The organism is Achromobacter sp. EG18, from assembly GCF_059759395.1.
In genome coordinates, this window is the sequence record NZ_CM186213.1 from 5,819,201 (window position 1) to 5,840,056 (window position 20,856).

General features: G+C 67.3%; 18 protein-coding genes. 9 read left to right on the forward strand and 9 right to left on the reverse strand.

Annotation, left to right across the window (positions count from 1 at the left end; all coding sequences use genetic code 11):
• Positions 1 to 128: 128 nt before the first annotated feature.
• Positions 129 to 2,186 (forward strand): DUF4344 domain-containing metallopeptidase, encoded by a 2,058-nt coding sequence (locus AC6CR5_RS26835; RefSeq protein ID WP_227740054.1) that lies wholly within the window; start codon positions 129 to 131, stop codon positions 2,184 to 2,186.
• A gap of 115 nt (positions 2,187 to 2,301) precedes the next feature.
• On the opposite strand, the gene AC6CR5_RS26840 is transcribed toward AC6CR5_RS26835, so the two are convergent.
• From AC6CR5_RS26840 to risA, 4 genes are all read right to left on the reverse strand, one after another.
• Positions 2,302 to 2,820, reverse strand: a complete 519-nt coding sequence (locus AC6CR5_RS26840; protein WP_006389230.1) for a carboxymuconolactone decarboxylase family protein — start codon at positions 2,818 to 2,820, stop codon at positions 2,302 to 2,304.
• Positions 2,821 to 2,893: 73 nt separating this feature from the next.
• Positions 2,894 to 3,442 carry a peroxiredoxin gene (locus AC6CR5_RS26845; RefSeq protein ID WP_006389231.1) on the reverse strand — a complete coding sequence of 183 codons (549 nt, stop codon included), beginning with the start codon at positions 3,440 to 3,442 and terminating at the stop codon, positions 2,894 to 2,896.
• A gap of 59 nt (positions 3,443 to 3,501) precedes the next feature.
• Positions 3,502 to 4,896 (reverse strand): sensor histidine kinase RisS, encoded by a 1,395-nt coding sequence (gene risS, locus AC6CR5_RS26850; protein WP_006389232.1) that lies wholly within the window; start codon positions 4,894 to 4,896, stop codon positions 3,502 to 3,504.
• A gap of 34 nt (positions 4,897 to 4,930) precedes the next feature.
• On the reverse strand, positions 4,931 to 5,665 hold the full coding sequence (gene risA, locus AC6CR5_RS26855) for a response regulator transcription factor RisA (protein WP_003813882.1): 735 nt from the start codon (positions 5,663 to 5,665) through the stop codon (positions 4,931 to 4,933).
• A gap of 131 nt (positions 5,666 to 5,796) precedes the next feature.
• Between risA and tsaB the strand changes: the two genes are divergently transcribed.
• Positions 5,797 to 7,053, forward strand: a complete 1,257-nt coding sequence (gene tsaB / locus AC6CR5_RS26860) for a tRNA (adenosine(37)-N6)-threonylcarbamoyltransferase complex dimerization subunit type 1 TsaB (protein WP_054437456.1) — start codon at positions 5,797 to 5,799, stop codon at positions 7,051 to 7,053.
• Positions 7,050 to 7,979 carry a uracil-DNA glycosylase gene (locus AC6CR5_RS26865; protein ID WP_038503014.1) on the forward strand — a complete coding sequence of 310 codons (930 nt, stop codon included), beginning with the start codon at positions 7,050 to 7,052 and terminating at the stop codon, positions 7,977 to 7,979. Before tsaB ends, AC6CR5_RS26865 begins: the two co-directional genes overlap by 4 nt.
• A gap of 64 nt (positions 7,980 to 8,043) precedes the next feature.
• Here the strand turns inward: AC6CR5_RS26865 and lplT are convergent, their stop codons facing one another.
• Positions 8,044 to 9,360 (reverse strand): lysophospholipid transporter LplT, encoded by a 1,317-nt coding sequence (lplT, locus tag AC6CR5_RS26870; RefSeq protein WP_006389235.1) that lies wholly within the window; start codon positions 9,358 to 9,360, stop codon positions 8,044 to 8,046.
• A gap of 312 nt (positions 9,361 to 9,672) precedes the next feature.
• Between lplT and smc the strand changes: the two genes are divergently transcribed.
• The 3 genes from smc to ligA are packed head-to-tail and all read left to right on the forward strand — an operon-like array spanning position 9,673 to position 16,416.
• The gene (gene smc, locus AC6CR5_RS26875; protein ID WP_498085077.1) at positions 9,673 to 13,206 is read left to right on the forward strand and encodes a chromosome segregation protein SMC; all 3,534 of its coding nucleotides are present in this window, start codon (positions 9,673 to 9,675) and stop codon (positions 13,204 to 13,206) included.
• A 46-nt stretch (positions 13,207 to 13,252) separates the two neighbouring features.
• Positions 13,253 to 14,317 (forward strand): cell division protein ZipA C-terminal FtsZ-binding domain-containing protein, encoded by a 1,065-nt coding sequence (locus AC6CR5_RS26880; protein ID WP_026382595.1) that lies wholly within the window; start codon positions 13,253 to 13,255, stop codon positions 14,315 to 14,317.
• The gene (gene ligA / locus AC6CR5_RS26885; RefSeq protein WP_053514646.1) at positions 14,317 to 16,416 is read left to right on the forward strand and encodes an NAD-dependent DNA ligase LigA; all 2,100 of its coding nucleotides are present in this window, start codon (positions 14,317 to 14,319) and stop codon (positions 16,414 to 16,416) included. The genes AC6CR5_RS26880 and ligA overlap by 1 nt, the downstream gene beginning before the upstream one ends.
• Before the next feature lie 199 nt (positions 16,417 to 16,615).
• Here the strand turns inward: ligA and AC6CR5_RS26890 are convergent, their stop codons facing one another.
• The 4 genes from AC6CR5_RS26890 to msrB form a co-directional block, all read right to left on the reverse strand.
• On the reverse strand, positions 16,616 to 17,392 hold the full coding sequence (locus AC6CR5_RS26890; protein WP_006389239.1) for a peptidylprolyl isomerase: 777 nt from the start codon (positions 17,390 to 17,392) through the stop codon (positions 16,616 to 16,618).
• A 17-nt stretch (positions 17,393 to 17,409) separates the two neighbouring features.
• Complete coding sequence (locus AC6CR5_RS26895; RefSeq protein ID WP_006389240.1) at positions 17,410 to 17,679, reverse strand: BolA family protein; 270 nt, start codon at positions 17,677 to 17,679, stop codon at positions 17,410 to 17,412.
• 76 nt (positions 17,680 to 17,755) lie between these two features.
• Positions 17,756 to 18,322 carry a septation protein A gene (locus AC6CR5_RS26900; protein ID WP_020924726.1) on the reverse strand — a complete coding sequence of 189 codons (567 nt, stop codon included), beginning with the start codon at positions 18,320 to 18,322 and terminating at the stop codon, positions 17,756 to 17,758.
• Complete coding sequence (gene msrB / locus AC6CR5_RS26905) at positions 18,319 to 18,717, reverse strand: peptide-methionine (R)-S-oxide reductase MsrB (protein WP_006389242.1); 399 nt, start codon at positions 18,715 to 18,717, stop codon at positions 18,319 to 18,321. The genes AC6CR5_RS26900 and msrB overlap by 4 nt, the downstream gene beginning before the upstream one ends.
• A 52-nt stretch (positions 18,718 to 18,769) precedes the next feature.
• Here msrB and AC6CR5_RS26910 point away from each other — a divergent pair, with 52 nt between their 5' ends.
• The 3 genes from AC6CR5_RS26910 to AC6CR5_RS26920 are packed head-to-tail and all read left to right on the forward strand — an operon-like array spanning position 18,770 to position 20,651.
• Positions 18,770 to 19,447 (forward strand): energy-coupling factor ABC transporter ATP-binding protein, encoded by a 678-nt coding sequence (locus AC6CR5_RS26910; protein ID WP_024068089.1) that lies wholly within the window; start codon positions 18,770 to 18,772, stop codon positions 19,445 to 19,447.
• Entirely contained in the window at positions 19,444 to 20,040 is a 597-nt protein-coding gene (locus tag AC6CR5_RS26915; protein ID WP_437263034.1) for an energy-coupling factor transporter transmembrane component T family protein, read from the forward strand. Before AC6CR5_RS26910 ends, AC6CR5_RS26915 begins: the two co-directional genes overlap by 4 nt.
• A gap of 53 nt (positions 20,041 to 20,093) precedes the next feature.
• Positions 20,094 to 20,651, forward strand: a complete 558-nt coding sequence (locus tag AC6CR5_RS26920) for a biotin transporter BioY (protein WP_020924723.1) — start codon at positions 20,094 to 20,096, stop codon at positions 20,649 to 20,651.
• Positions 20,652 to 20,856: the final 205 nt, after the last annotated feature.

The following is a 20,856-nucleotide window of genomic DNA, read 5'->3' on the forward strand; positions in this document are numbered from 1 at the left end:
GGGGCGCACAGGCCGAAAACGCCCTGTGTTTTCGTCTTGCCGGGGCATTTGAACTGGAATATTCTGCCGCTACTTAACGTCTGGATAATAGGGACACTAGGATGCATGTACGTGGCGCTGCCTTATTCGTGGCTCTCGTCGCCTTTGGTTCGCCTGCACATGCAGAATTCGAGCAACAGCTCGGCCCGCTCGCGGGCGCTGTCCGCACGCAGCTGCTGCAAGGCTGGACCGCAGGGGTCGAGGATGGCTGGTTCACGCTGCGCAACAAGGCCACGGCCGGCAGCGAACAGACGCTCTACCTGAACGTCGGGCAACCGCCCGAAGGCGGCCGCATCACCGACGTCAACGTGGTCCTGAATTCGAAGAATCCCAAGGCTTCCATCGGCCTGGCGCTGACCAACCGTTCGCGCAAGGGGCTGTGCCTGCTCGAGCTCACGGCCGCCAAGCAGACCTTGCTGTTCTGTCTGGACGGCGACAAGCGCCGCGATATCGCCAACGTGCCCAATGTGGCCAAGCTGGACGGCTCCGATCGCATCAAGGTGGTCGAGGTGCCGGGCGCGGCGCGCTTCATCGTCAATGGCCAGAAGATCGGCGATATCGAGAACGAACCCGCGCTGGGTTCCGAGCTCGGCATCATGGCTTACGAGGTCGGCACCTTCGGGATCGCGGACTTCGCCATCAACACGAACGTCAATGCCAACACCGGCCAGGGCGGCGGCGGGCAACCGCAGCAGCAGCCGACGCGCGCGCCGCAGGCCTCGCCGGATTCCGGCGCCAGCAGCGGCTTGCCGGGTTCCGGCCCGTATCCGCGCTTTGGCGGCGACTCGCTGCGCATCGTGGCGGTGTACATCGGCATCATGCGCAGCATTTTCATGCATGAGTTCGGCCACGCGCTGATCGGCGAACTGGAACTGCCCTCGACCGGCGCCGAGGAAGACGCGGTCGATATCTATTCGGCGCTGCAGATCGTCGAGCCGACCATGTACCCGTCCAGCGACAAGGACACCAACGCCATGGCCCAGGGCGCGGCCAAGTACGCGGCCCTGCAGTGGTACTACAGCGGCAAGCTGGCCGAGGCCAAGGGCGCCGGCAACTCGCCCTGGCAGGACGAGCACACGGGCGACCTCAAGCGCTTTCGCAACATGCTGTGCATCATGTATGGCGGCAACCCCGGCGTGTTCGCATCGCTGGTCGACCAGGTCGGCTTCGAAGACCGCACCAAGGCGCGCTGCGCGGATGAATTCACCAAGCAGAACCGCGCCTGGCGCCGGATCCTGGCGCCGCATACCCGCGTCGGCACGTGGTCGCCCGATGGCCAGCAGCCGGCGAACGCCCCCGGCGCGCCGGTGAACGTGACCTTCGAGCCGTCGTCGCGCCGCATCGGCAACCTGTTCGCCAACAACCTGTCCGAAGCCATCACCAACAACATCAAGCTGCTGGGCCAGACCTACGTGTTGCCGCGGCCGGTGAACGTGGTCTTCAAGGATTGCGGCAAGCTCAACGCCTGGTACAGCCCGCGTGAAGGCTCCATCACCATGTGCTACGAGCTGATCGAGAATATCGCGGTGATGATCTCGGATATCGAGATGGGCACGGTCGGTGGCGAGCCCAAGCAGGGCGGGGCGGCGCCGCAGCAAGCCCCGCAACAGGCCCCGCAACAGCAGCCGCGCCAGCAACCGCCCGCCGGCCAGCCGCAGCGCGCGCCCGGCAACGGCGGTTTCGACGAGTTGCAGGATAGCGGCGTGCCGCCGACGACCCTGCTGTTCTCGGCGCCCTACAAGGGCCCGACGCCGAACTCCCATCCCCGCGCCAAGGTGATCACCACCAAGGACGTGGTGGCCCTGTTGACCGATGAAAAGAACAAGAACTTCCTGGTGATCGACACCAGCGGCCTGCGCGACACCATTCCCGGCGCCTTCCCGCTGAGCGATGCGGGTTCGGACGGCAGTGTGACGGACCAGATGCAGGAAGCCTTTGACGGCTGGCTGCACAAGAAGACGGGCACCGAGAAAGAACACAACGTGCCGCTGATCATCGTGGGCGCCGGCATGAACGACCGCTCCTCCTATAACGCCGCGCTGCGCGCCGGCATGATGGGTTGGCCGGTCTACTGGTATCGCGGCGGCATGGAGGCCTGGCTCGCCAACGGCCTGCCGACGGCTCCCGTCAAGTCCCAGGGACAATAGCGGCAGCGGGGCGGCGCAAGCGCCTTCCGGCAAATAAAGAAAGCCCGCCTGTGCGAACAGGCGGGCTTTTCATTGCCCGCGCGCGGCGGGGCGGGCCAGCGTGGCGGAGGCGGGCTTACTTGCCCTGCGCGGCCAGCGCCAGGGCGGCGGCGTTGACCACCGCGGCGATGCGACCGGCGTCGCGCAGCTGCTCGGTCGACAGGCCGTCCTGCTTCAGGTTCTCATAGTGCGAACCAACGCAGAAATGGCACTTGCCGATGATGGAGGCCACCAGCGCGAACAGCTCGAAGCGCTTCTTTTCCACGCCGCCATGGGTGGCGTAGGCGTTCATGCGCAGCTGGGCCGGCAGGCTCTTGAGCTGGGCGTCGCCGCTCATCTCGACGTAGGGGTACCAGGTGTTGTTCATGCCCATGAGCGCCGAGGCGGTCAGCGCGGCATTGGCGTCGGTTTCGGACAGGCCGCTCTTGAAGGCTTCGATCAGCACCGGGCTGCGCGCGGCGTAGGCGGCCGACAGGGCGGCGCCGACGGCGTCTTCCGGGGCCAGGGTCGAGCGGGCGATCACGGCGTCCAGATTCAGGCGGATGTCCTTGGCCCAATCCGGCAGCTGTTCCTTAATGGTCGTCAGAAATTCCATAGTTTTTACCTATAATCTAGCGCAGTTAAAGCCCGGCGAGGGACCCGCGAGCAGGTCCCGGCCGGGCTGGAAATTACAGCGTGGCGCCGCCAACCGTACGGTTGCACGGGCACAGCTCGTCGGTTTGCAGGCCGTCGAGCAGACGCAGCACTTCTTCCGGGTTACGGCCGACGTTCAGGTTGTTCACCGAAACGTGCTGGATCGTGTTGTCCGGGTCGACGATGAAGGTGGCGCGCAGGGCAACGCCAGCACCCTTTTCACGCACGCCCAGCTGGTCGATCAGGGCGCCGGTGGTGTCGCCGAACTGGTAGTGACCCAGCTTGTTCAGGTCCGGGTGCTCACGGCGCCAGGCCAGCTTGACGAATTCGTTGTCGCTCGAGCCACCCAGCAGGACGGCGTCGCGGTCTTCGAAATCCTTGGCCAGCTTGTTGAAGCCGACGATTTCGGTCGGGCACACGAACGTGAAGTCCTTCGGGTAGAAGTAGATCACCTTCCACTTGCCGGGGAACGAGCTTTCGGTGATGTCTTCGAAAGCCGAGACGCCGTTTTCTTCGTGCTGGTTGAAGCCGGGCTTGACGCCGGTAACCTTGAAGGGCTCGAGTTTGTCGCCAACAGTTTTCATGTTTACTCCCAGTAGTTGTTGGTGGAATTAAGGCGGTGCCTCAAACCATAAATTCTACGCTATGGATTATCGTTGTCTAATTGATAATTCCTAAACTTCGCTTTGGGCAGCTCTATGCGGGCGGTCAGGCCGCCACCCTCGCGCGGCAGCATGCGCAGGGCGCCGCCCACGTGCTTGAGCAGGCGTTCGACGATGGCCAGGCCCAGGCCGGCGCCGCTGACGCCGGTGCGGGCGGCCTCGCCGCGCGAGAACGGCCGCAGCAGGCGGTCGACGTCTTCGGGGGCGATGCCGGGGCCGCGATCGGACACCTCGATGACGATCATGCCGCCCTCAGCTTGCAGTGTCATGACCAGATGGGCCATGCCGTCGGTCGAACGGCCATAGCGGCGCGCGTTCTCGATCAGGTTGCTGACGATGCGTTTCAGGTCCAGCGCGGTGATGCGCGCGCGCAGGCCTGGTTCGAGGGTGGCGTCCAGTTCGCCGCCCAGCGAGGACGTGTGGCTGCGTTCACGCTCGTACAGCTCGGCCAGCACGGCCGAGATATCGGTGGCCAGTTGCGGCAGGGTGCCGGCGGGACGGGCGTATTCCATCAGCTGGCCGATACTGTGGTCGATCTGGCCCAGGTCCTCGTCGATGGCCTGGCGCGCGTCTTCCGACACGCCGCTCAGCTCGATTTCCAGGCGCATGCGCGCCAGCGGCGTGCGCAGGTCGTGGGAAATGCCGGCCAGCATCAGCTCGCGGTCGGCCTCGGCCTGCCGCAGGTCCTTGGCCATTCGGTTGAACGAGGCGTTCAGGTCGCGGATTTCCAGCGGCCCCTGCTCGGGCAGGGGCGCCGGGGTCTCGCCGCGCGACAGCACCTGCGCCGCGCGCGCCAGCCGCGACAGTGGCCGGTTGACGAAGCCGACGCTGACCGCCGCGCCCACCAGGGACAGCAACAGCGCCGTGGCGCCCCATCCCAGCCATTCGATGCCGCCCGTCAGTCCGATTTGCTCGCGCTCGAATACCAGCCAATATAGGTCTTTCTCGATCTGGAAACTGACCCAGAAGCCCGGCACCTGGTTCACGCCCCAGGCGATCTGGGTCTCGGGGCCGAAGCGCGTGCGGATGTGCTGCGCCACGCGCTGCCAGTAATCGTCGTCGGGAAGGGCTTCGGCGAAGTCGGTGACCTCGCGCGGATAGACCTGGATGCCTTCATTGGTGGCCAGGTCGAGCAGGAGCTTGCTGCGTTCGCCGTTGTGCGAATAGATCAGCGCGGTGCGCGTGATATTGACGGCCGTGATCACCCGCTGCGCCATTTGATTGGCGCGCGGTCCCAGCTCCATGCTGAAGAAGACTTGTAGCCACGCCCCCAGGCTGACCAGCATGAGCGCGGCCAGCAACAGGAACGTGCGGCCGAACAAGCCGAGCCGCAGACGTGAAGTCAGGTTCCTGAAGGTTTTGCGCAAGCGGGGCACGAGGCTGCGCTCCTGCCCGGGGCGGGCGTGTCGATCAACTGCCACCGTCCGGCACAAACACGTATCCGAGACCCCAGACGGTCTGGATGAATACGGGCTTGGACGGGTTCGGCTCGATCAGCTTGCGCAGGCGCGAGATCTGCACGTCGAGGCTGCGGTCGAAGGCTTCGTATTCGCGGCCGCGGGCCAGTTCCATGAGCTTGTCGCGCGACAGCGGAATCTTCGGGTGGCGCGCAAACACCTTGAGCACCGAGAATTCGCCGGTGGTGATGGGCACCTGTTCGCCGTTGCGCGTGAGCGTGCGGGTCGACAGGTTCAGCACGTAGGGGCCGAAGGCGATGGATTCGTTTTCCTGGCTGGGAGCGCCGGGATGTTCCTCGGTGCCGCGGCGGCGCAGGATCGCGTTGATCCGGGCCAGCAGTTCGCGAGGGTTGAACGGTTTGGACAGGTAGTCGTCCGCGCCCATCTCCAGGCCGACGATGCGGTCGATTTCTTCCGCCTTGGCCGTCAGCATGATGATGGGGGTGTTGTCGTGGCCACCGCGCAGCCGGCGACAGATGGACAGGCCATCCTCGCCGGGCAGCATCAGATCCAGCACGAGCAGGTCGAAGTGCTCGCGTTGCCAGAGTTTGCCCATCTCTTTGGCGTCTTCGGCAACGAAAACGTTGAATCCCTGCTCGGACAGATACCGGCGCAGCAGATCGCGCAAGCGCGGATCATCGTCGACGACGAGGATTTTTCGGGTGGGGGTGGTGTTTTGCGTATTCATGGCCGGAAATGTAACAGTGACAAGAACCAGCGGCTAGTGGGCGTTCACAAGATATTACACATTGCGAACCATGGTTGAAATCCCCCTTACATACGGGGGCAAGCCCCCGGTATTTCGTACAATCTGCATCTATGGAACTAAACCTGCTGGCTCTGGAAACCTCTTCGTCGCGCTGCGGCGTGGCCCTTTTGCGCGCCTTCGACGGGCGGCTGGAGGTCGCCGTCCGCGAACACGAGGGCTCCCAGGAGCACGCGGAACGCCTTTTGCCCATGGCCAACGAACTGCTGGCCGAGGCCGGCCTGGCGCCCGGCGCCCTGCAGGCGGTGGCGTTCGGCCAGGGGCCGGGCGGCTTTACCGGGCTGCGCGTGGCCTGCGGCGTGGCCCAGGGCATGGCCATGGGGCTGGGAATCCCGGTATTGCCGGTGGTGTCGCACCAGGCCGTGGCCGCCCAGGCGGGCGGCGTGCCGGACGACGCCATCGTGGTGGCGCTGGACGCCCGCATGAATGAAGTCTACCTGGCGGTCTATCGCCCGGTTGCCGGCGCCGATGGAGAGTCCGTCTGGGAAACCCTGCAGGCCCCCTTGCTGATCGCGGCGGCCGAGGTCGTGCCCTGGACGGCGCACCACCTGCCCGCGTGGTCCCGCGCCGCTGGCCGGGCGCTGCAGCCCCTGCTGGCGGGCGATGCCTGGGATGCCTACGCCGCGGACATGTCGATACCGGCCGGATGGCGGCGCGCCGGCGAGGCGCAGCGGCCCGAGGCCGCCAGCGTCGCCCGCCTGGCGCGCCAGGCCTGGTCGCGGGGCGAGGCCGTCGCGCCGGAACAGGCCGCGCCGCTCTACGTCCGAGACAAAGTGGCTTTCACCACCGCGGAACGCCTGCGGGGCGAGGGCGGCAACCCCAAGGCGCAATCCACGCTGGCGCCGGCATATCCCCAGCCGCTGACCGACGCCGACCTGGACGAGGTGGTGGCCCTGGAGGCCAATGTCCAGTCGTTTCCCTGGACCCGCGGCAATTTCGCTGACGCGCTGGCGGCCGGCTATGGCGCCTGGACATTGCGCCGTGATGGCCGCGTGGCCGGTTTCTGTATCCTGATGTTTGCGCCCGACGTGGCCCATCTGCTGGTGATCGCGGTGGCGCGCAGCCTGCACCGCCAGGGGCTGGGCAGCGTCCTGCTCGACTGGTGCGAACAGCAGGCGCGCGAGCGCAGCCTGGACGGCGTGCTGCTCGAAGTGCGCCCATCCAATACCGCGGCGGTCGAGTTCTACAAGGCCCGCGGCTACCTGCAGATCGGCCTGCGGCGTGGCTACTATCCGGCCGAAAAGGGCGGACGCGAGGATGCCCTGGTGATGCAGAAGCGCCTGGACAGGCCCAAGGGAGCGACGGCGTGACGGCCCCGAACCCCACGCAGTCGGCGGCCGCGCCCCGCATCAATCCGCTGCAGCGCCTGTGGCTGCGCGAGCTGGGCATGGAGCGTCTGTGGCTGCGCCCGGCGCCCCGGCCCGCGGTCGCGTCCGAGCCCCAGACCGTTGTTTCCAAACAGGATTCGCCGGCAACGGCGGCGCCGGATGGCATGCCGCCGACGCCGGTCCGCGATGCTGCGCCAGCGCCGGCGGCCGTGGCGTCGCCCGTCGCCGCGCGTCCCCCCGGGCCCGGCCCGGGCCTGCGCAATGGCCCGCCGCCCAAGCCGGCGCCCAAGCCCGAGGTCGCGGCCGACGCCGCTCCGGCGCCGATTCCGGTGGCCGAAGCGGTCAAGAACGCCAACCTGGACGAATTACGCGAACAGGTGGTGGCCTGCACCGCCTGCGGCCTGTGCAGCGGGCGGCGCCATGCGGTGTTCGGCCACGGCGGCCAGCCCACGCGCTGGCTGGTGGTGGGCGAGGCGCCCGGCGAACAGGAAGACCGCCAAGGCCAGCCTTTCGTCGGCCGTTCCGGGCAATTGCTGGACTCGATGTTGTCGGCGGTGGGCATGAGCCGCGAGCGCGATGTATTCATCGCCAACGTGATCAAGTGCCGGCCCCCGGGCAACCGCAATCCCAAGCCCGAGGAAATCGCGGCTTGCAGCCCTTACCTGATGCGCCAGATCGCGCTGCTCAAGCCCGAGCGCATCCTGGTGCTGGGCCGGTTCGCGGCCCAGACGCTGCTGGGCACGGACGCGACCATCGGCAGCCTGCGCGGCCGCGTGCACCAGATGAAGACGGAAGAGGGGCGCGAGATCCCGGTGATCGTGAGCTATCACCCGGCCTATCTGCTGCGCAGTCCGGCCGAGAAGGCGCGCGCCTGGCAAGACCTGAAACTGGCGGCCCGGCAGCTCTAGGCCGGGCCCGGCCGGCAAGGCCGCCAATGGGCGGGGCCGCAAGGGCGGCCCGCCGCGATGATGATCAGCGCGTGTGCGGGTCGAGCGCGTGGCCGTGGCCTTCCTGGCCGATCTGGTCATGCAGCTCGGGGTTGGCCGCCAGGTTGCGCCGGCTCCAGCGCATGAACACCACCATCAGCACGGCCACCACGGTGCCGAAGATCACGATGATGATGTTGATCGGCAGTTGCAGCCACAGCAGCAGGGTGTACATGGCCACCATCAGCAGGATGTTGAGCTGCTCGTTGAAGTTCTGCACCGCGATCGAATGGCCGGCCGACAGCAGCACGTGGCCGCGGTGCTGCAGCAGGGCGTTCATGGGCACCACGAAAAAGCCGGCCAGTCCGCCGGTGATCAGCAGCAGCAGGTAGACGCTCCAGGGCGAATAGACCAACGGCATCAGCAGCACCACCAGCCCCATGGCCGCACCCACCGGCAGCACCGCCAGGGCGCGCCGCAGCGGAATGCGGCCGGCCAGGATCGAACCCACCACCGTGCCCAGGGCGGCCACGCCCATCAGCATCGAGGCCTTGTCCAGCTGGTAGCCCAGGTGGCTGCGGCCCCATTCGATGACGATCAGTTGCAGCGTCGCGCCGGCGCCCCAGAACAGGGTGGTGACGGCCAGGGAAATCTGCCCCAGCTTGTCCTTCCAGAGCACGCGGACGTAGCCCCAGAAGGTGCGCATCAGCTTGACCGGGTTCTTCTGCTGCGGCGGATAGCGCACGTGGGTCGGCGGGATCAGCAAATTGCACAGCGCCGCCAGCAGGTAGACGAAGGCGATGACCAGGATGGCTGCCTCGGCCGGCGTGTGGACCAGCTTGCCGATGAAGGAATGTTGCAGCAGCGCGGTCGATACCGTGGTCGAGATCAGCAGGCCGCCCAGCACCGTGCCCAGAATGATGGAGAAGACGGTAAGGCCTTCGATCCAGCTGTTGCCCTTGACCAGCATGGTGGGGGGCAGCATTTCGGTGACGATGCCGTACTTGGCGGGGGAGTAGGCCGCCGCGCCGATGCCCACCACGCCGTAGGCGGCGCAGACCAGGTAGGTCTGGTATTCGGGGGCGACGCCGATGCTGGCGTACGAGAACATGAGCAGGCAGCCGGCCACCTTCAGGGCGTTGGTGGAGAACATCACGCGGCCCTTGGGGTAGGAGTCGGCGATGGCGCCGACGAAGGCCGCCAGCACCACGTAGGCCAGCGCGAAGGACCATTTCATGATCGGGGCCAGCCAGTCCGGGCCGTGCAGTTCCTGTATCAGGGCGATCGCGGCGATGAATAGCGCGTTGTCCGCCAATGACGAGAAGGCCTGCGCGGCCATGACCAGATAGAAACCTCGTTTCAAGAATGTCCCCGTACTTTGACCTGAGCCCGGTCGGTCTGCGTGAAAATTATGCGTCTTGCGAAAAAGTGTCAGCGAGTATAGCCCGTGGCGCAGGTAGGGCTATTCAGCGTTTGCCCGCGGGTTGCGGCAGGTCAGGCGGCGCGCGGCAAGGGGGAGGGCAGTCCCCGGCTTGACCGTTGTTCACGTTTGGGGACAGACTGCCTGCGGTATCATACGACCCATCCGCGAGCCGGCCCTCCAGGGGCCGGTTTGCAATGTGTGCGGCAGGTCCGTTAACGCCTTTCGTTCAACCCACCCCGTCGTCATCGTACTGTGCGTCTTACTCAGCTCAAACTCGCCGGCTTCAAGTCCTTCGTCGATCCCACCGTGATTCCCGTGCCCAGCCAGCTGGTGGGCGTGGTGGGCCCCAATGGCTGCGGCAAATCGAACATCATCGATGCGGTGCGCTGGGTGCTGGGCGAGGCCAAGGCCTCGGAACTGCGCGGCGAGTCCATGCAGGACGTCATCTTCAACGGCTCGGGCAACCGCAAGCCGGCGGCCCGGGCCTCGGTCGAAATGGTGTTCGACAACAGCGAAGGCCGCGCCGCCGGGCAATGGAGCACCTACGCCGAAATCGCCGTGCGCCGCGTGCTGACGCGCGACGGCACCAGCAGCTACTTCGTCAACAACCAGCAGGTCCGCCGCCGCGACATCCACGACATCTTCCTGGGCACCGGCCTGGGCGCGCGCGGCTACGCCATCATCGGCCAGGGCATGATCAACCGCCTGATCGAGGCGCGCCCCGAGGAACTGCGGGTGTTCCTGGAAGAAGCCGCCGGCGTGTCGCGCTACAAGGAGCGCCGCCGCGAGACCGAAAACCGCCTGTCCGACACGCGCGAGAACCTGACCCGCGTCGAAGACATCCTGCGCGAACTGAACAGCCAGCTGGAAAAGCTGGAAGCCCAGGCCGAGGTCGCCACGCGCTACCGCGAACTGCAGGCCGACGGCGAAAAGAAACAGCATGCGCTGTGGTTCCTGAAGGAAACCGGCGCGCGCGAAGAGCGCGCCAAGAAAGCCCAGGAAATGGCCCAGGCCCAGAACGAGCTGGAAGCCGCCATCGCCGGCCTGCGCGCCGGCGAGGCCGCGCTCGAATCCCGGCGCCAGGCCCATTACGCCGCCAGCGACGCGGTCCACACTGCCCAGGGCGCGCTGTACGAGGCCAACGCCCAGGTCAGCCGCCTCGAGGCCGAGATCCGCCACGTGGTGGATTCCCGCAACCGCCTGCAGGCGCGGCGCGACCAGCTGCAGCAGCAGATCGCCGAATGGAACAGCCAGCGCGAGCACTGCGCCGAGCAGATCGCCCAGGCCGAAGAAGACCTGGCCGCCGGCGCCGCCCGCACCGAAGAGGCGCGCGCCGCCGCCGAGGACGCCCAGGCCGCGCTGCCGTCGGTCGAGCAGCGCGTGCGCGAAGCCGCCTCCGGCCGCGACGAGATGCGCGCCGCCCTGGCCCGCGTGGAACAGAACCTGGCCCTGGTGGCGCAGACCCAGCGCGATGCCGACCGCCAGATGCAGGCCCTGGAGCAGCGCCGCGAGCGTCTGCAGCAGGAACTGCGCGAATTGCACAGCCCCGACCCGGTGCGCCTGGAGCAACTGGCCGGCGATCGCGTCGCCGGCGAGGAACAGCTCGAGGAGGCCCAGGCGGAACTGGCCACCCTGGAAGGCAAGGTGCCGGACGCCGACGCCGAGCGCAGCCGCGCCCAGGCCGCCGCCCAGACCGATGCGCAGAACCTGGCCCGCCTGGAAGCCCGCCTGTCGGCCCTGGTGAAGCTGCAGGAAGACGTGCAGAAGCAGGGCGCTCTGGAACCCTGGCTGGCCAAGCACGAGCTGGCCGGCCTGTCGCGCCTGTGGCAGAAGCTGCACATCGAACCGGGCTGGGAAACCGCCCTGGAAGCCGCCCTGCGTGAACGCATGGCCTCCCTTGAAGTGCGCAGCCTGGACTGGGCCCGCGCCTTTTCCGACGACGCGCCGCCCGCCCGCCTGGCCTTCTACCAATTGCCCCCCGCGGCGCCCGCCCCGGCGGCGCCCGCGGGCCTGACGCCGCTGGCCAGCCTGCTGCGCATCACCGATCCCGATCTGCGCACGCTGCTCAATGACTGGCTGGCCGGCATCTATACCGCCACCGACCTGGCCCAGGCCCTGGCGACCCGCGCCACGCTGCCGGCCGGCGCCGCCTGCGTGGTCAAGGCCGGCCACCTGGTGGATGCGCACAGCGTGCGCTTCTACGCCCCGGATTCCGAACAGGCCGGCCTGCTGGCGCGCCAGCAGGAGATCGAAAACCTGCAACGCGAGATCAAGGCGCAACAACTGATCGCCGACCAGGCCCGCGCCGCTGTCGCCCGCGCCGAAGTGGCCTGGCAACAGGTGAGCCATGCGATCGCGCCGGCGCGCCAGCGGGTCGCCGAAGTGACCCGCCGGGTGCACGACATCCAGCTGGAACACTCGCGCCTGCAGCAGCAGGCCGAGCAGTCCGGCCAGCACGCCGCGCGCTTGCGCCAGGATCTCGAAGAGATCGCGGCCCACGAAGAAGACCTGCGCGCCACCCGCGAAGAGGCCGAGGCCCGCTTCGAGGCGCTCGACGAGGAGCTGGCCGAACACCAGTCCCGTTTCGCCGACGCCGAAATGGATGGCGAAACCCTGGCCGCCCAGGCCGAGGCCGCCCGCGCCCGCCTGCGCGAACTCGAGCGCGCCGCCCAGGAAGCCGAGTTCGCCGAGCGCGGCATCCAGGTCCGCATCACCGACCTGCAACGCAACCAGCAGCTGGCGGCCGACCAGAGCCAGCGCGGCAGCGTCGAACTCGAACAATTGCTGGCTGACCTGGTCGACCTGGACGCCTCGGCCTCCCAGGCCGGCCTGCAGGACGCCCTGGAAGTGCGCGCCGAGCGCGAAGAGGCGCTGTCGCGCGCCCGCCAGGAAATGGAAAACCTGGCGGCGCTGCTGCGTGGCGCCGACGAAGACCGGCTGCAACAGGAACGCACGCTCGAGCCGCGCCGCGCCCGCATCACCGAATTGCAGCTGCAGGAACAGGCCGCGCGCCTGGCCGAGGAACAATTCACCGAGCAGCTCAACGCCCGCGAGGTCGACCGCGAGGCCCTGGCCCAGGACCTGGCCAACCAGCCGGACGAATGGCGCCGCGCCAGCTGGCTGCAATCGGAAGTCACCCGCATTTCGCGCCAGATCGAGTCGCTTGGCTCGGTCAACCTGGCCGCGCTGGACGAGCTGAACACGTCGCGCGAGCGCAAGGGCTTCCTGGACGACCAGCACCAGGACCTGATGACCGCCATCGAGACCCTGGAAGACGCGATCCGCAAGATCGACCGCGAAACCCGCGACCTGCTGCAAGAGACCTTCAACGTCGTCAACGGCCACTTCGGCGAACTGTTCCCCAAGCTGTTCGGGGGCGGCGAAGCCAAGCTGACCATGACCGGCGAGGAAATTCTCGATGCCGGCGTTCAGGTGATGGCGCAGCCGCCGGGCAAGCGCAACAGCACCATCCACCTGCTGTCGGGCGGCGAAAAGGCGTTGACCGCCACCGCGCTGGTGTTCGCGCTGTTCAAGCTGAACCCTGCGCCGTTCTGCCTGCTGGACGAGGTGGACGCGCCGCTGGACGACGCCAACACCGAGCGCTACGCCAACCTGGTCGCCAACATGAGCGAGCAGACCCAGTTTCTGTTCATCTCGCACAACAAGATCGCGATGCAGATGGCCAAGCAACTGATCGGCGTCACCATGCAAGAGCAGGGGGTTTCGCGTATCGTTGCGGTAGACATAGATTCGGCCGTCCAGATGATGGCCTCCGAAGCGGCATAAACCCAATATTCAGAATGGCGCCGGCTTCCTGGCGCGGGATTTACACATGAGTGATTTGCAGATCGGGCTGATTGCCCTGGGCGTCTTGCTGATACTGCTGGTGCTGGGCTTCAACTGGTGGCAGGACCGGCGCGTGCGCCGCAAGATGCAAAGCCATTTCCCCACCTCCGAGCAGGATCCGCTGCTGGGGGCGGGCGCCAACGCCGCCACCGGCGCCGCGGCCGTGCGTCGCGAGCCCGGCATGGGCGACGCGCCCAAGGCGCACCCGGAGCAGCCCAGGCCGGTCGATCCGGGCAGCGATGCCGACGATGCCGAGGAACCCGATCCCGCCTGCGAAGTGGTCATCGAGATCAACTTCGCCGAGCCGGTGCGCGGCGCCGACCTGCTGCCCTACATGCAGAGCCTGCGCCAGGTGGGTCGCAAGCCCATGCGCGTGTTCGCCGAAACCGACCAGCGCCGCCATCGCGCCCGTGTCCATGCCGGCGAGTCGTATGCCTCGATGCAACTGGCGGTGCTGCTGGCCAACCGCAGCGGCCCGCTGACCGCCATCGAATGGTCGCAGGCCTGGGCCCGCGCCCAGGACATGGCCGAACGCTTCGATGCCACCATCGAGGGCCCCGACCAGCAGGCCGTGCTGGAGCAGGCCGCGCGCCTGGACGACACTTGCGCCGCGCTGGATACCCAGGTCGGCCTGACCCTGTTGCTGGGCACCGCCCAGCCGGCCGCCGAGGTGCTCAACGTGGCCCGCGACGCCGGCTTCGTCGCCGATGGCAACCGCCTGGCCTGGCCTGCCGAGAACGGCGTGGCCCGTTTCACGCTGGCGCGCGCCGATGGCGCCGCCTTCGACGCCGGCATGGGGGGCATCGAACGCCTGTACCTGCTGCTGGACGTGCCCTGCAGCCCCGCCGACAGCCGCGCCTTCGGCCGCATGGTGGACGTGGGCCGTGAACTGGCCGCCCGCCTGCGCGCCGACCTGGTCGACGACCAGGGCAAGCCGCTGGCCGACGGTTCGGAAAGCGTCATCGACGAACGCCTGCAAGTGTTGTTCGGCCAGCTCGAGCAGGCCGGCCTGCCGGCCGGCAGCGAGCGCGCCCAGCGGGTGTTTGCATAATGAGCAAGGCCGGAGGGACCCCCGCGGCGGAAACCGCGGCGCGCCTGCGCGCGGAGATCGAGCAGCACAACGTCCGCTATTACGTCTACGACGACCCGTCGATCTCGGATGCCGAATACGACCGCTTGATGCGCGAGCTGCAGGACCTGGAAGCCGCGCATCCCGAACTGGTCACGCCCGAATCGCCCACGCAGCGGGTCGGCGCGGCGCCGGTCTCGGCCTTCGGCAGCGTGCGCCACGCGGTGCCGATGCTGTCGTTGGGCAACGCCTTCGACGAAGAAGACGTGGTGGCGTTCGACCGCCGCGTCACCGATACGCTGCGCGGCGCCGGCCTGCTGGGCCCGGCGCAGCAGGCCGAATACTTCTGTGAACTCAAGCTCGATGGCCTGGCGATCAGCCTGCGCTACGAGGACGGCCGGCTGGTGCAGGCCGCCACCCGTGGCGACGGCCAGACGGGCGAGGACGTCACCTCCAATATCCGCACGATCAAGGCGATCCCGCTGCAGCTGAGCGGCCCGGCGCCCAAGGTGCTGGAGGTGCGCGGCGAAGTGCTGATGAACCGCGCCGATTTCGAGAAACTCAACGCGGCCCAGGCCAAGCGCGACGAGAAGGTCTTCGTCAACCCGCGCAACGCCGCCGCCGGCAGCCTGCGCCAGCTCGACCCGCGCATCACCGCCAAACGGCCGCTGCGCTTTTTCGCCTACGGCTGGGGCGAGGTGCGGGGCCTGCCGGGCACGCAGAGCGGCCTGTTCGACGAAGCGTCGGCCGGCGCGGCGGATGCCTCGACCCTGCCCGAGAAATCGCATGGCGCCATGCTCGACTGGCTGGCGTCGCTGGGCCTGCCGGTCAATGTGAAGCACAACCACCGCGCCACCGGCGCCGAGGGCCTGATGGCGTTCTACGCCAAGGTCGGCGCCCTGCGGCCCGAACTACCCTACGACATCGACGGCGTTGTCTACAAGGTGGATTCGCTGCCGGCGCAGAAACTGCTGGGCTTCGTGGCGCGCGCGCCGCGCTTTGCGCTGGCGCACAAATTCCCGGCCGAAGAAGCCACCACCACGCTGCTGGACATCGAGGTGCAGGTCGGCCGTACCGGCGCCATCACCCCGGTCGCCCGGCTCAAGCCGGTGTTCGTGGGCGGCGTGACCGTCACCAACGCCACGCTGCACAACGAAGACGAGATCCGCCGCAAGGACGTGCGCATCGGTGACACCGTCATCGTGCGTCGCGCCGGCGACGTGATTCCGGAGGTGGTGGGCGCGGTGCTCGAGAAGCGTCCCGCCGACGCGCGCGAGTTCGTCATGCCCAAGGCCTGCCCGGTCTGTGGCTCGGCGATCGAGCGCCTGGAAGACGAAACCATCGCCCGCTGCACCGGCGGGCTGTTCTGCGCCGCGCAGCGCAAACAGACGCTGTGGCACGCGGCCAGCCGCAAGGCGCTCGATATCGAGGGCCTGGGCGAGAAGCTGGTGGAGCAATTGGTGGACAGCGGCCGCGTCAAATCGCTGGCCGACCTGTTCAGCCTGCGCCCGCTCGAACTGGTCGGGCTGGACCGCATGGGCCAGAAGTCGGCCGACAACCTGGTCGAGGCCATCGACAAGGCGCGCGCGCCGGCGTTGGGACGCCTGCTGTTCGCGCTGGGCATCCGCCACGTGGGCGAGACCACGGCGCGCGACGTGGCCCGGCACTTTGGCAGCATCGAGGCCATCATGGACGCAGACGAGGACGCGCTATCCTCCGTGCCGGACGTGGGGCCGGTGGTGGCGGGTTCGATCCGCCGCTTCTTCGCCGAACAGCACAATCGCGACGTGATCGAGCAGCTCAAGGCCCAGGGCGTGCATGCGGTGGCCGAGGCTGTGCCGCAGGACACCACGCTGGCGGGCAAGACCTTCGTGCTGACCGGCACGCTGCCCAACTGGACGCGCGAGGAAGCCTCCATGCGCATCCAGGCCGCGGGCGGCAAGGTCAGCGGCTCGGTGTCCAAGAAGACCGCCTATCTCGTGGCCGGCGAAGACGCCGGCAGCAAGCTCACCAAGGCCCAGGAACTGGGCGTCACGGTGCTGGACGAGGACGGACTCAAGGAATTGCTGGGTTCCTCCTGATTAATCCGGGCCGTGTTGCCGGCCCGGCGCCTGGCCCTGTCGAACAGGCCGCCCGCCTTTGGCGCGCGGCCTGTTTCCATTTTCGCCGCGCTCGGGGCCGTTCCATCGGGCTTTTGCGGCCGCCCCCGCGAGACGTTCTTGCGCGGACAAAAAAAACTGCCCGCGCAAGGCGGGCAGTTTCTGCGGAAAGACGCCAGGTTTACTGGATCTTGGCCTTCTCGCGCAGTTCCTTCTGGTAGTCGGCCAGGGTTTGCTGGCGCAGCATTTCTTCCAGTTGGGTGCGGACCTGGTCCAGCGGCGGGAATTCAACCGGACGGGTGTCGTCGACCATGATGATGTGCCAGCCGAACTGGGTCTGGACCGGCTTGTCGACCAATTGGCCCTTCTTGAGCTGGGTCACGGCCTGCGCGAACGGCTGGACGTAGTTGGTGGGGGGCGCCCAACCCAGGTCGCCACCCTTTTCGGCGCTGCCGGGGTCCTTCGAGTTCTTCTTGGCCAGGTCGTCGAACTTGCCCTTGTTGCTCTTCAACTGGGCCAGCAGGTCGTTGGCGGTCTTTTCGTCTTCGACCAGGATGTGACGGACCTTGTATTCCATCTTGCCGGCCTGTTCTTTCTTGATCTTCTCGTATTCAGCCGTGACCTTGGCGTCCGACACCGGGTGCTTGGCGAGGTAGTCGGCCATCAGGGCGCGGACCAGGATGCCTTGGCGGGCCAGTTCGATTTCGGTCTGGACGTCGGCCTGCTTGGCGATGCCGCCGGCTTCGGCGGCCTGCACGAAGACCTGGCGGTTGATCATTTCCTGCTTGACCTGTTCGCGCAGCTGGGGCGAATCGGTGGCGCCCTGGCTGACCAGCAGCTTGACGAATTGATCCAGGCTCTTCTGCGGAATGGCCTTGCCATTCACGGTGGCGACGTTCTGGGCGAAAGCGGGCACGGCGATGACGCAGGCGGCGGCCAGCATGACGATGCGTTTCATGAATATCCTTTTACTTTCTATTTGGGAGCCTGGGCGTCGAGCGCAAGCGCATGAATCGGATAGGGGATCAAATCTTGCAGATGATGATACACCAGCCTATGTCGCGCCACGGCGGAGAGCCCCGCAAAGCAAGACGCCACGATGTGGACGCGATAATGGCCGGCGCCGTTTTTACTGCCTTCGTGACCGGCATGTAAATGGGAGTCGTCCTGGATGTCCAGGGAAACCGGTTCCAGGACGGCCAGGCGCTCCCGGATCAGGGTGATGCGGTCGGTGGTCTCTGACATGGCGTCGATCGTAAAAGTTCCGGCGCGCGGGGCGCGCCCTGGGAGGGAAGCGGGCGCCGGGCCCGGTCGGGATGCGTCAGGCCTTGGGCGGGGTGTTGGCGCCGTCGTCGGCCTGGATGTGCTTGCCCAGCCAGATGGACTGGCCGATGACGAAGACGATCATCAGGCCCATCAGGCCGAAGGCCTTGAAGCTGACCCACTGGGATTCGGTGAAATGCCCCGAGAACGCCACGTAGAGGTTGATGGCGCCGGCGAACAGGAAGAAGCCGGCCCAGATCAGGTTGAGCTTGTCCCAGGCGGCGTCCGGCAGCTGGATCTGCTTTTCCATCAGGCGCCGGATCAGGTTGCGACCGAACAGCAGGCGGGCGAACACCAGGGCGCCGCCGAACAGCCAGTACAGCACCGTCGGTTTCCATTTGATGAAGACGTCGCTGTGCAGCCAGATGGTGGCGCCGCCGAACACCAGGATCACGGTCAGGTTGATCCAGTGCATGGCTTCGGTGGCGCGGCCGGTGGCCTTGAGCCAGACGATCTGCAGCACCGCCGCCGCCATGGCCACGCCGGTCGCCACGAAGATGTCGGTGAACCGGTAGGCCAGGAAGAACAGGAACAGCGGAAAGAGGTCGAACAGGAACTTCTTCATTCTTCTATGGGTTCGAACGTCATCGACAGGGAGTTGATGCAGTAGCGCAGGCCGGTGGGCTCGGGGCCGTCGGGGAAGACGTGGCCCAGGTGCGCGTCACAGACGTTGCACAGGACCTCGGTGCGCACCATGCCGTGGGAGGTGTCGCGTTCCTCGCGCACCAGTTCCGGGTCGAGCGCCTGGAAATAGCTGGGCCAGCCACAGCCGGCGTCGAACTTGGTGTCCGACGCGAACAGCGCGGTGCCACAGCCCACGCAGCGGTAGATGCCCGGGGTGAAGGTGTTCCAGTAACGCCCGGTGAATGCGCGTTCGGTACCCTTTTCACGGGTGACGACGTATTCTTCCGGGGACAGCTGGGCCCGCCATTCGGCGTCGGTTTTGCGTACTTTGTCCATATCAGCTCTTGGAGTCCCGATGCCCGAAATGGTTCGGGCATAATCCCGCCCCATGTTAATCGAGTTTGACCAGGCGATTGTATCGACGCCCCAGGCGGAAGTGTTGCGCGGGGTGAGCGCGGCGCTGGACGGGCGCCGGATCGGCATCGTCGGTCCGAACGGCGCCGGCAAGAGCACCCTGGCGCGTTTGGTCAACGGGCTGGTGCTGCCATCCTCGGGCAGCGTGCGGGTCGGCGGCCTGGATACCCGGCATGAATTGAAGGCGGTGCGGCGCCAGGTCGGCTTCGTGTTCCAGAACCCCGAGAACCAGATCGTCTTCCCGATCGTGCGCGAAGACCTGGCGTTCGGCCTGAAACAACTGGAACCCGATCGGGCGCAACGCGAGGCCCGCATCGAGGCGGAGCTGGCGGCCCTGGGCGTGGCGCATCTGGCGGATCGCACCAGCCACACCCTGTCCGGTGGCGAACGCCAGCTGGTGGCGCTGGCCGCGGTGCTGGTGATGCGGCCCGGGCTGGTGGTGTTCGACGAACCCACCACCCAGCTGGACCTGCGCAACCGCAACCGCGTGCGCGACGCCATCGCCGCCATGCCGCAGGACGCCATCGTGGTCAGCCACGACCTGGCGCTGCTGGAAGATTTCGAGCGGGTGCTGGTGATCCAGGATGGCGTCATCGCCGCCGACGACACGCCGGCCGCCGCGCTGCGCTGGTACCGGGACCGCTGCGCGTGATCGAGCCCCTATATATTCCCGGCGACTCGCCGCTGCACCGGCTGCCCGCCGGCCTGAAGCTGCTGGCGTTGGCCGCGGCCGGCGCCGGATTGTTCCTGCTGCGCGATCCCGCCATCCTTGCGGGAGCCTGCGCGGTCGCCGGCCTGCTGCTGTGGTGCGCTGGCGCCACGCCAGCCGGCGTCTGGCGCCAGGTGCGCGGCCTGGTCTGGGTGCTGCTGGCCGTCGGCGTCTTCACGGCCTGGTTCCAGGGCTGGCGCGAGGCGTTGGCGGTACTCTTGCGGATCGCCGCGATGGTCGGGCTGGCGCTGGCTGTGACGCTGTCGACCCGCAGTTCCGACCTGATCGCCGTGTGCGAGCGGGTGTTGATGCCGTTGCAGCGCATCGGCCTGCTGGACGCGGGCAAGGTGTCGCTGGCGCTGGCGCTGGCCCTGCGCTTCGTGCCCGAGATCTGGCGCAATTTCCACGAGATCCGCGAAGCCCAGGCGGCGCGCGGACTCGGCGCCAACCCGGTGGCGCTGATCGTGCCGCTGGTGGTGCTCACGCTGAAGCGGGCGCAGGAAGTGGCCGAGGCCATCGACGCGCGCAGCCTGTGACATTCCAACTCCATCCCTGATTCCCTGTCCCACTAGATAGAAAGGGCATTGCCATGAAATCCAACAACACTGTGCTGGTGGCGCTGTTCGCCGCGCTGATCGTGGTGCTGAGCCTGATTCCGCCGATCCCGCTGCCGGGCATACCGGTGCCGATCACGCTGCAGACGCTGGGCGCCATGCTGGCCGGCGCCATGCTGGGGCCGGGCCGCGGCGCGCTGGCCTGCCTGTTGTACCTGGCGCTGGCGGCCATCGGCCTGCCGGTGCTGCCGGGCGGGCGCGGGGGGCTGGGCGCGTTCTTCGGGCCGACGGGTGGTTTCCTGGTGGGACTGGTGGCCGGCGCTTTTGTCACCGGCTGGCTGGCGCGGCGCCTGGCGGGGCGGGCGGCGGGGTTCGGCGGCCAACTGGCCGGCTGCGCCATCGCCTGCGTGGTCGGCGGCATCGCGGTGGTCTATGCCTTCGGCGTGCCGTGGCTGGCCACGGTCACCAAGATGGGGCTGGCCAAGGCGGCGACGGCGGTGGTGGTGTTCGTGCCCGGCGACCTGATCAAGGCCGCGCTGGCGGCGTGGGTGGCGACGCGGGTCGAGCGGGTCTGGCCGATGCGTGGCCGGTGAGCGCGACGCAGCGATCATGGCCCCAGGGAATCCCCCAACTGACGCCCGTTTGGCTTTCAAGTACAAGTTCGCCATTAACGAATGCGTTTGCTGAAACATGGTTTCCGTAGCACATCAGGGATTTACCGTAGTTGCGCGAAGTCATTTGATACTGTTTTAACCCTATAATATTTTTTTCTGTATAACTTTAACTAGGCTCGCTTCC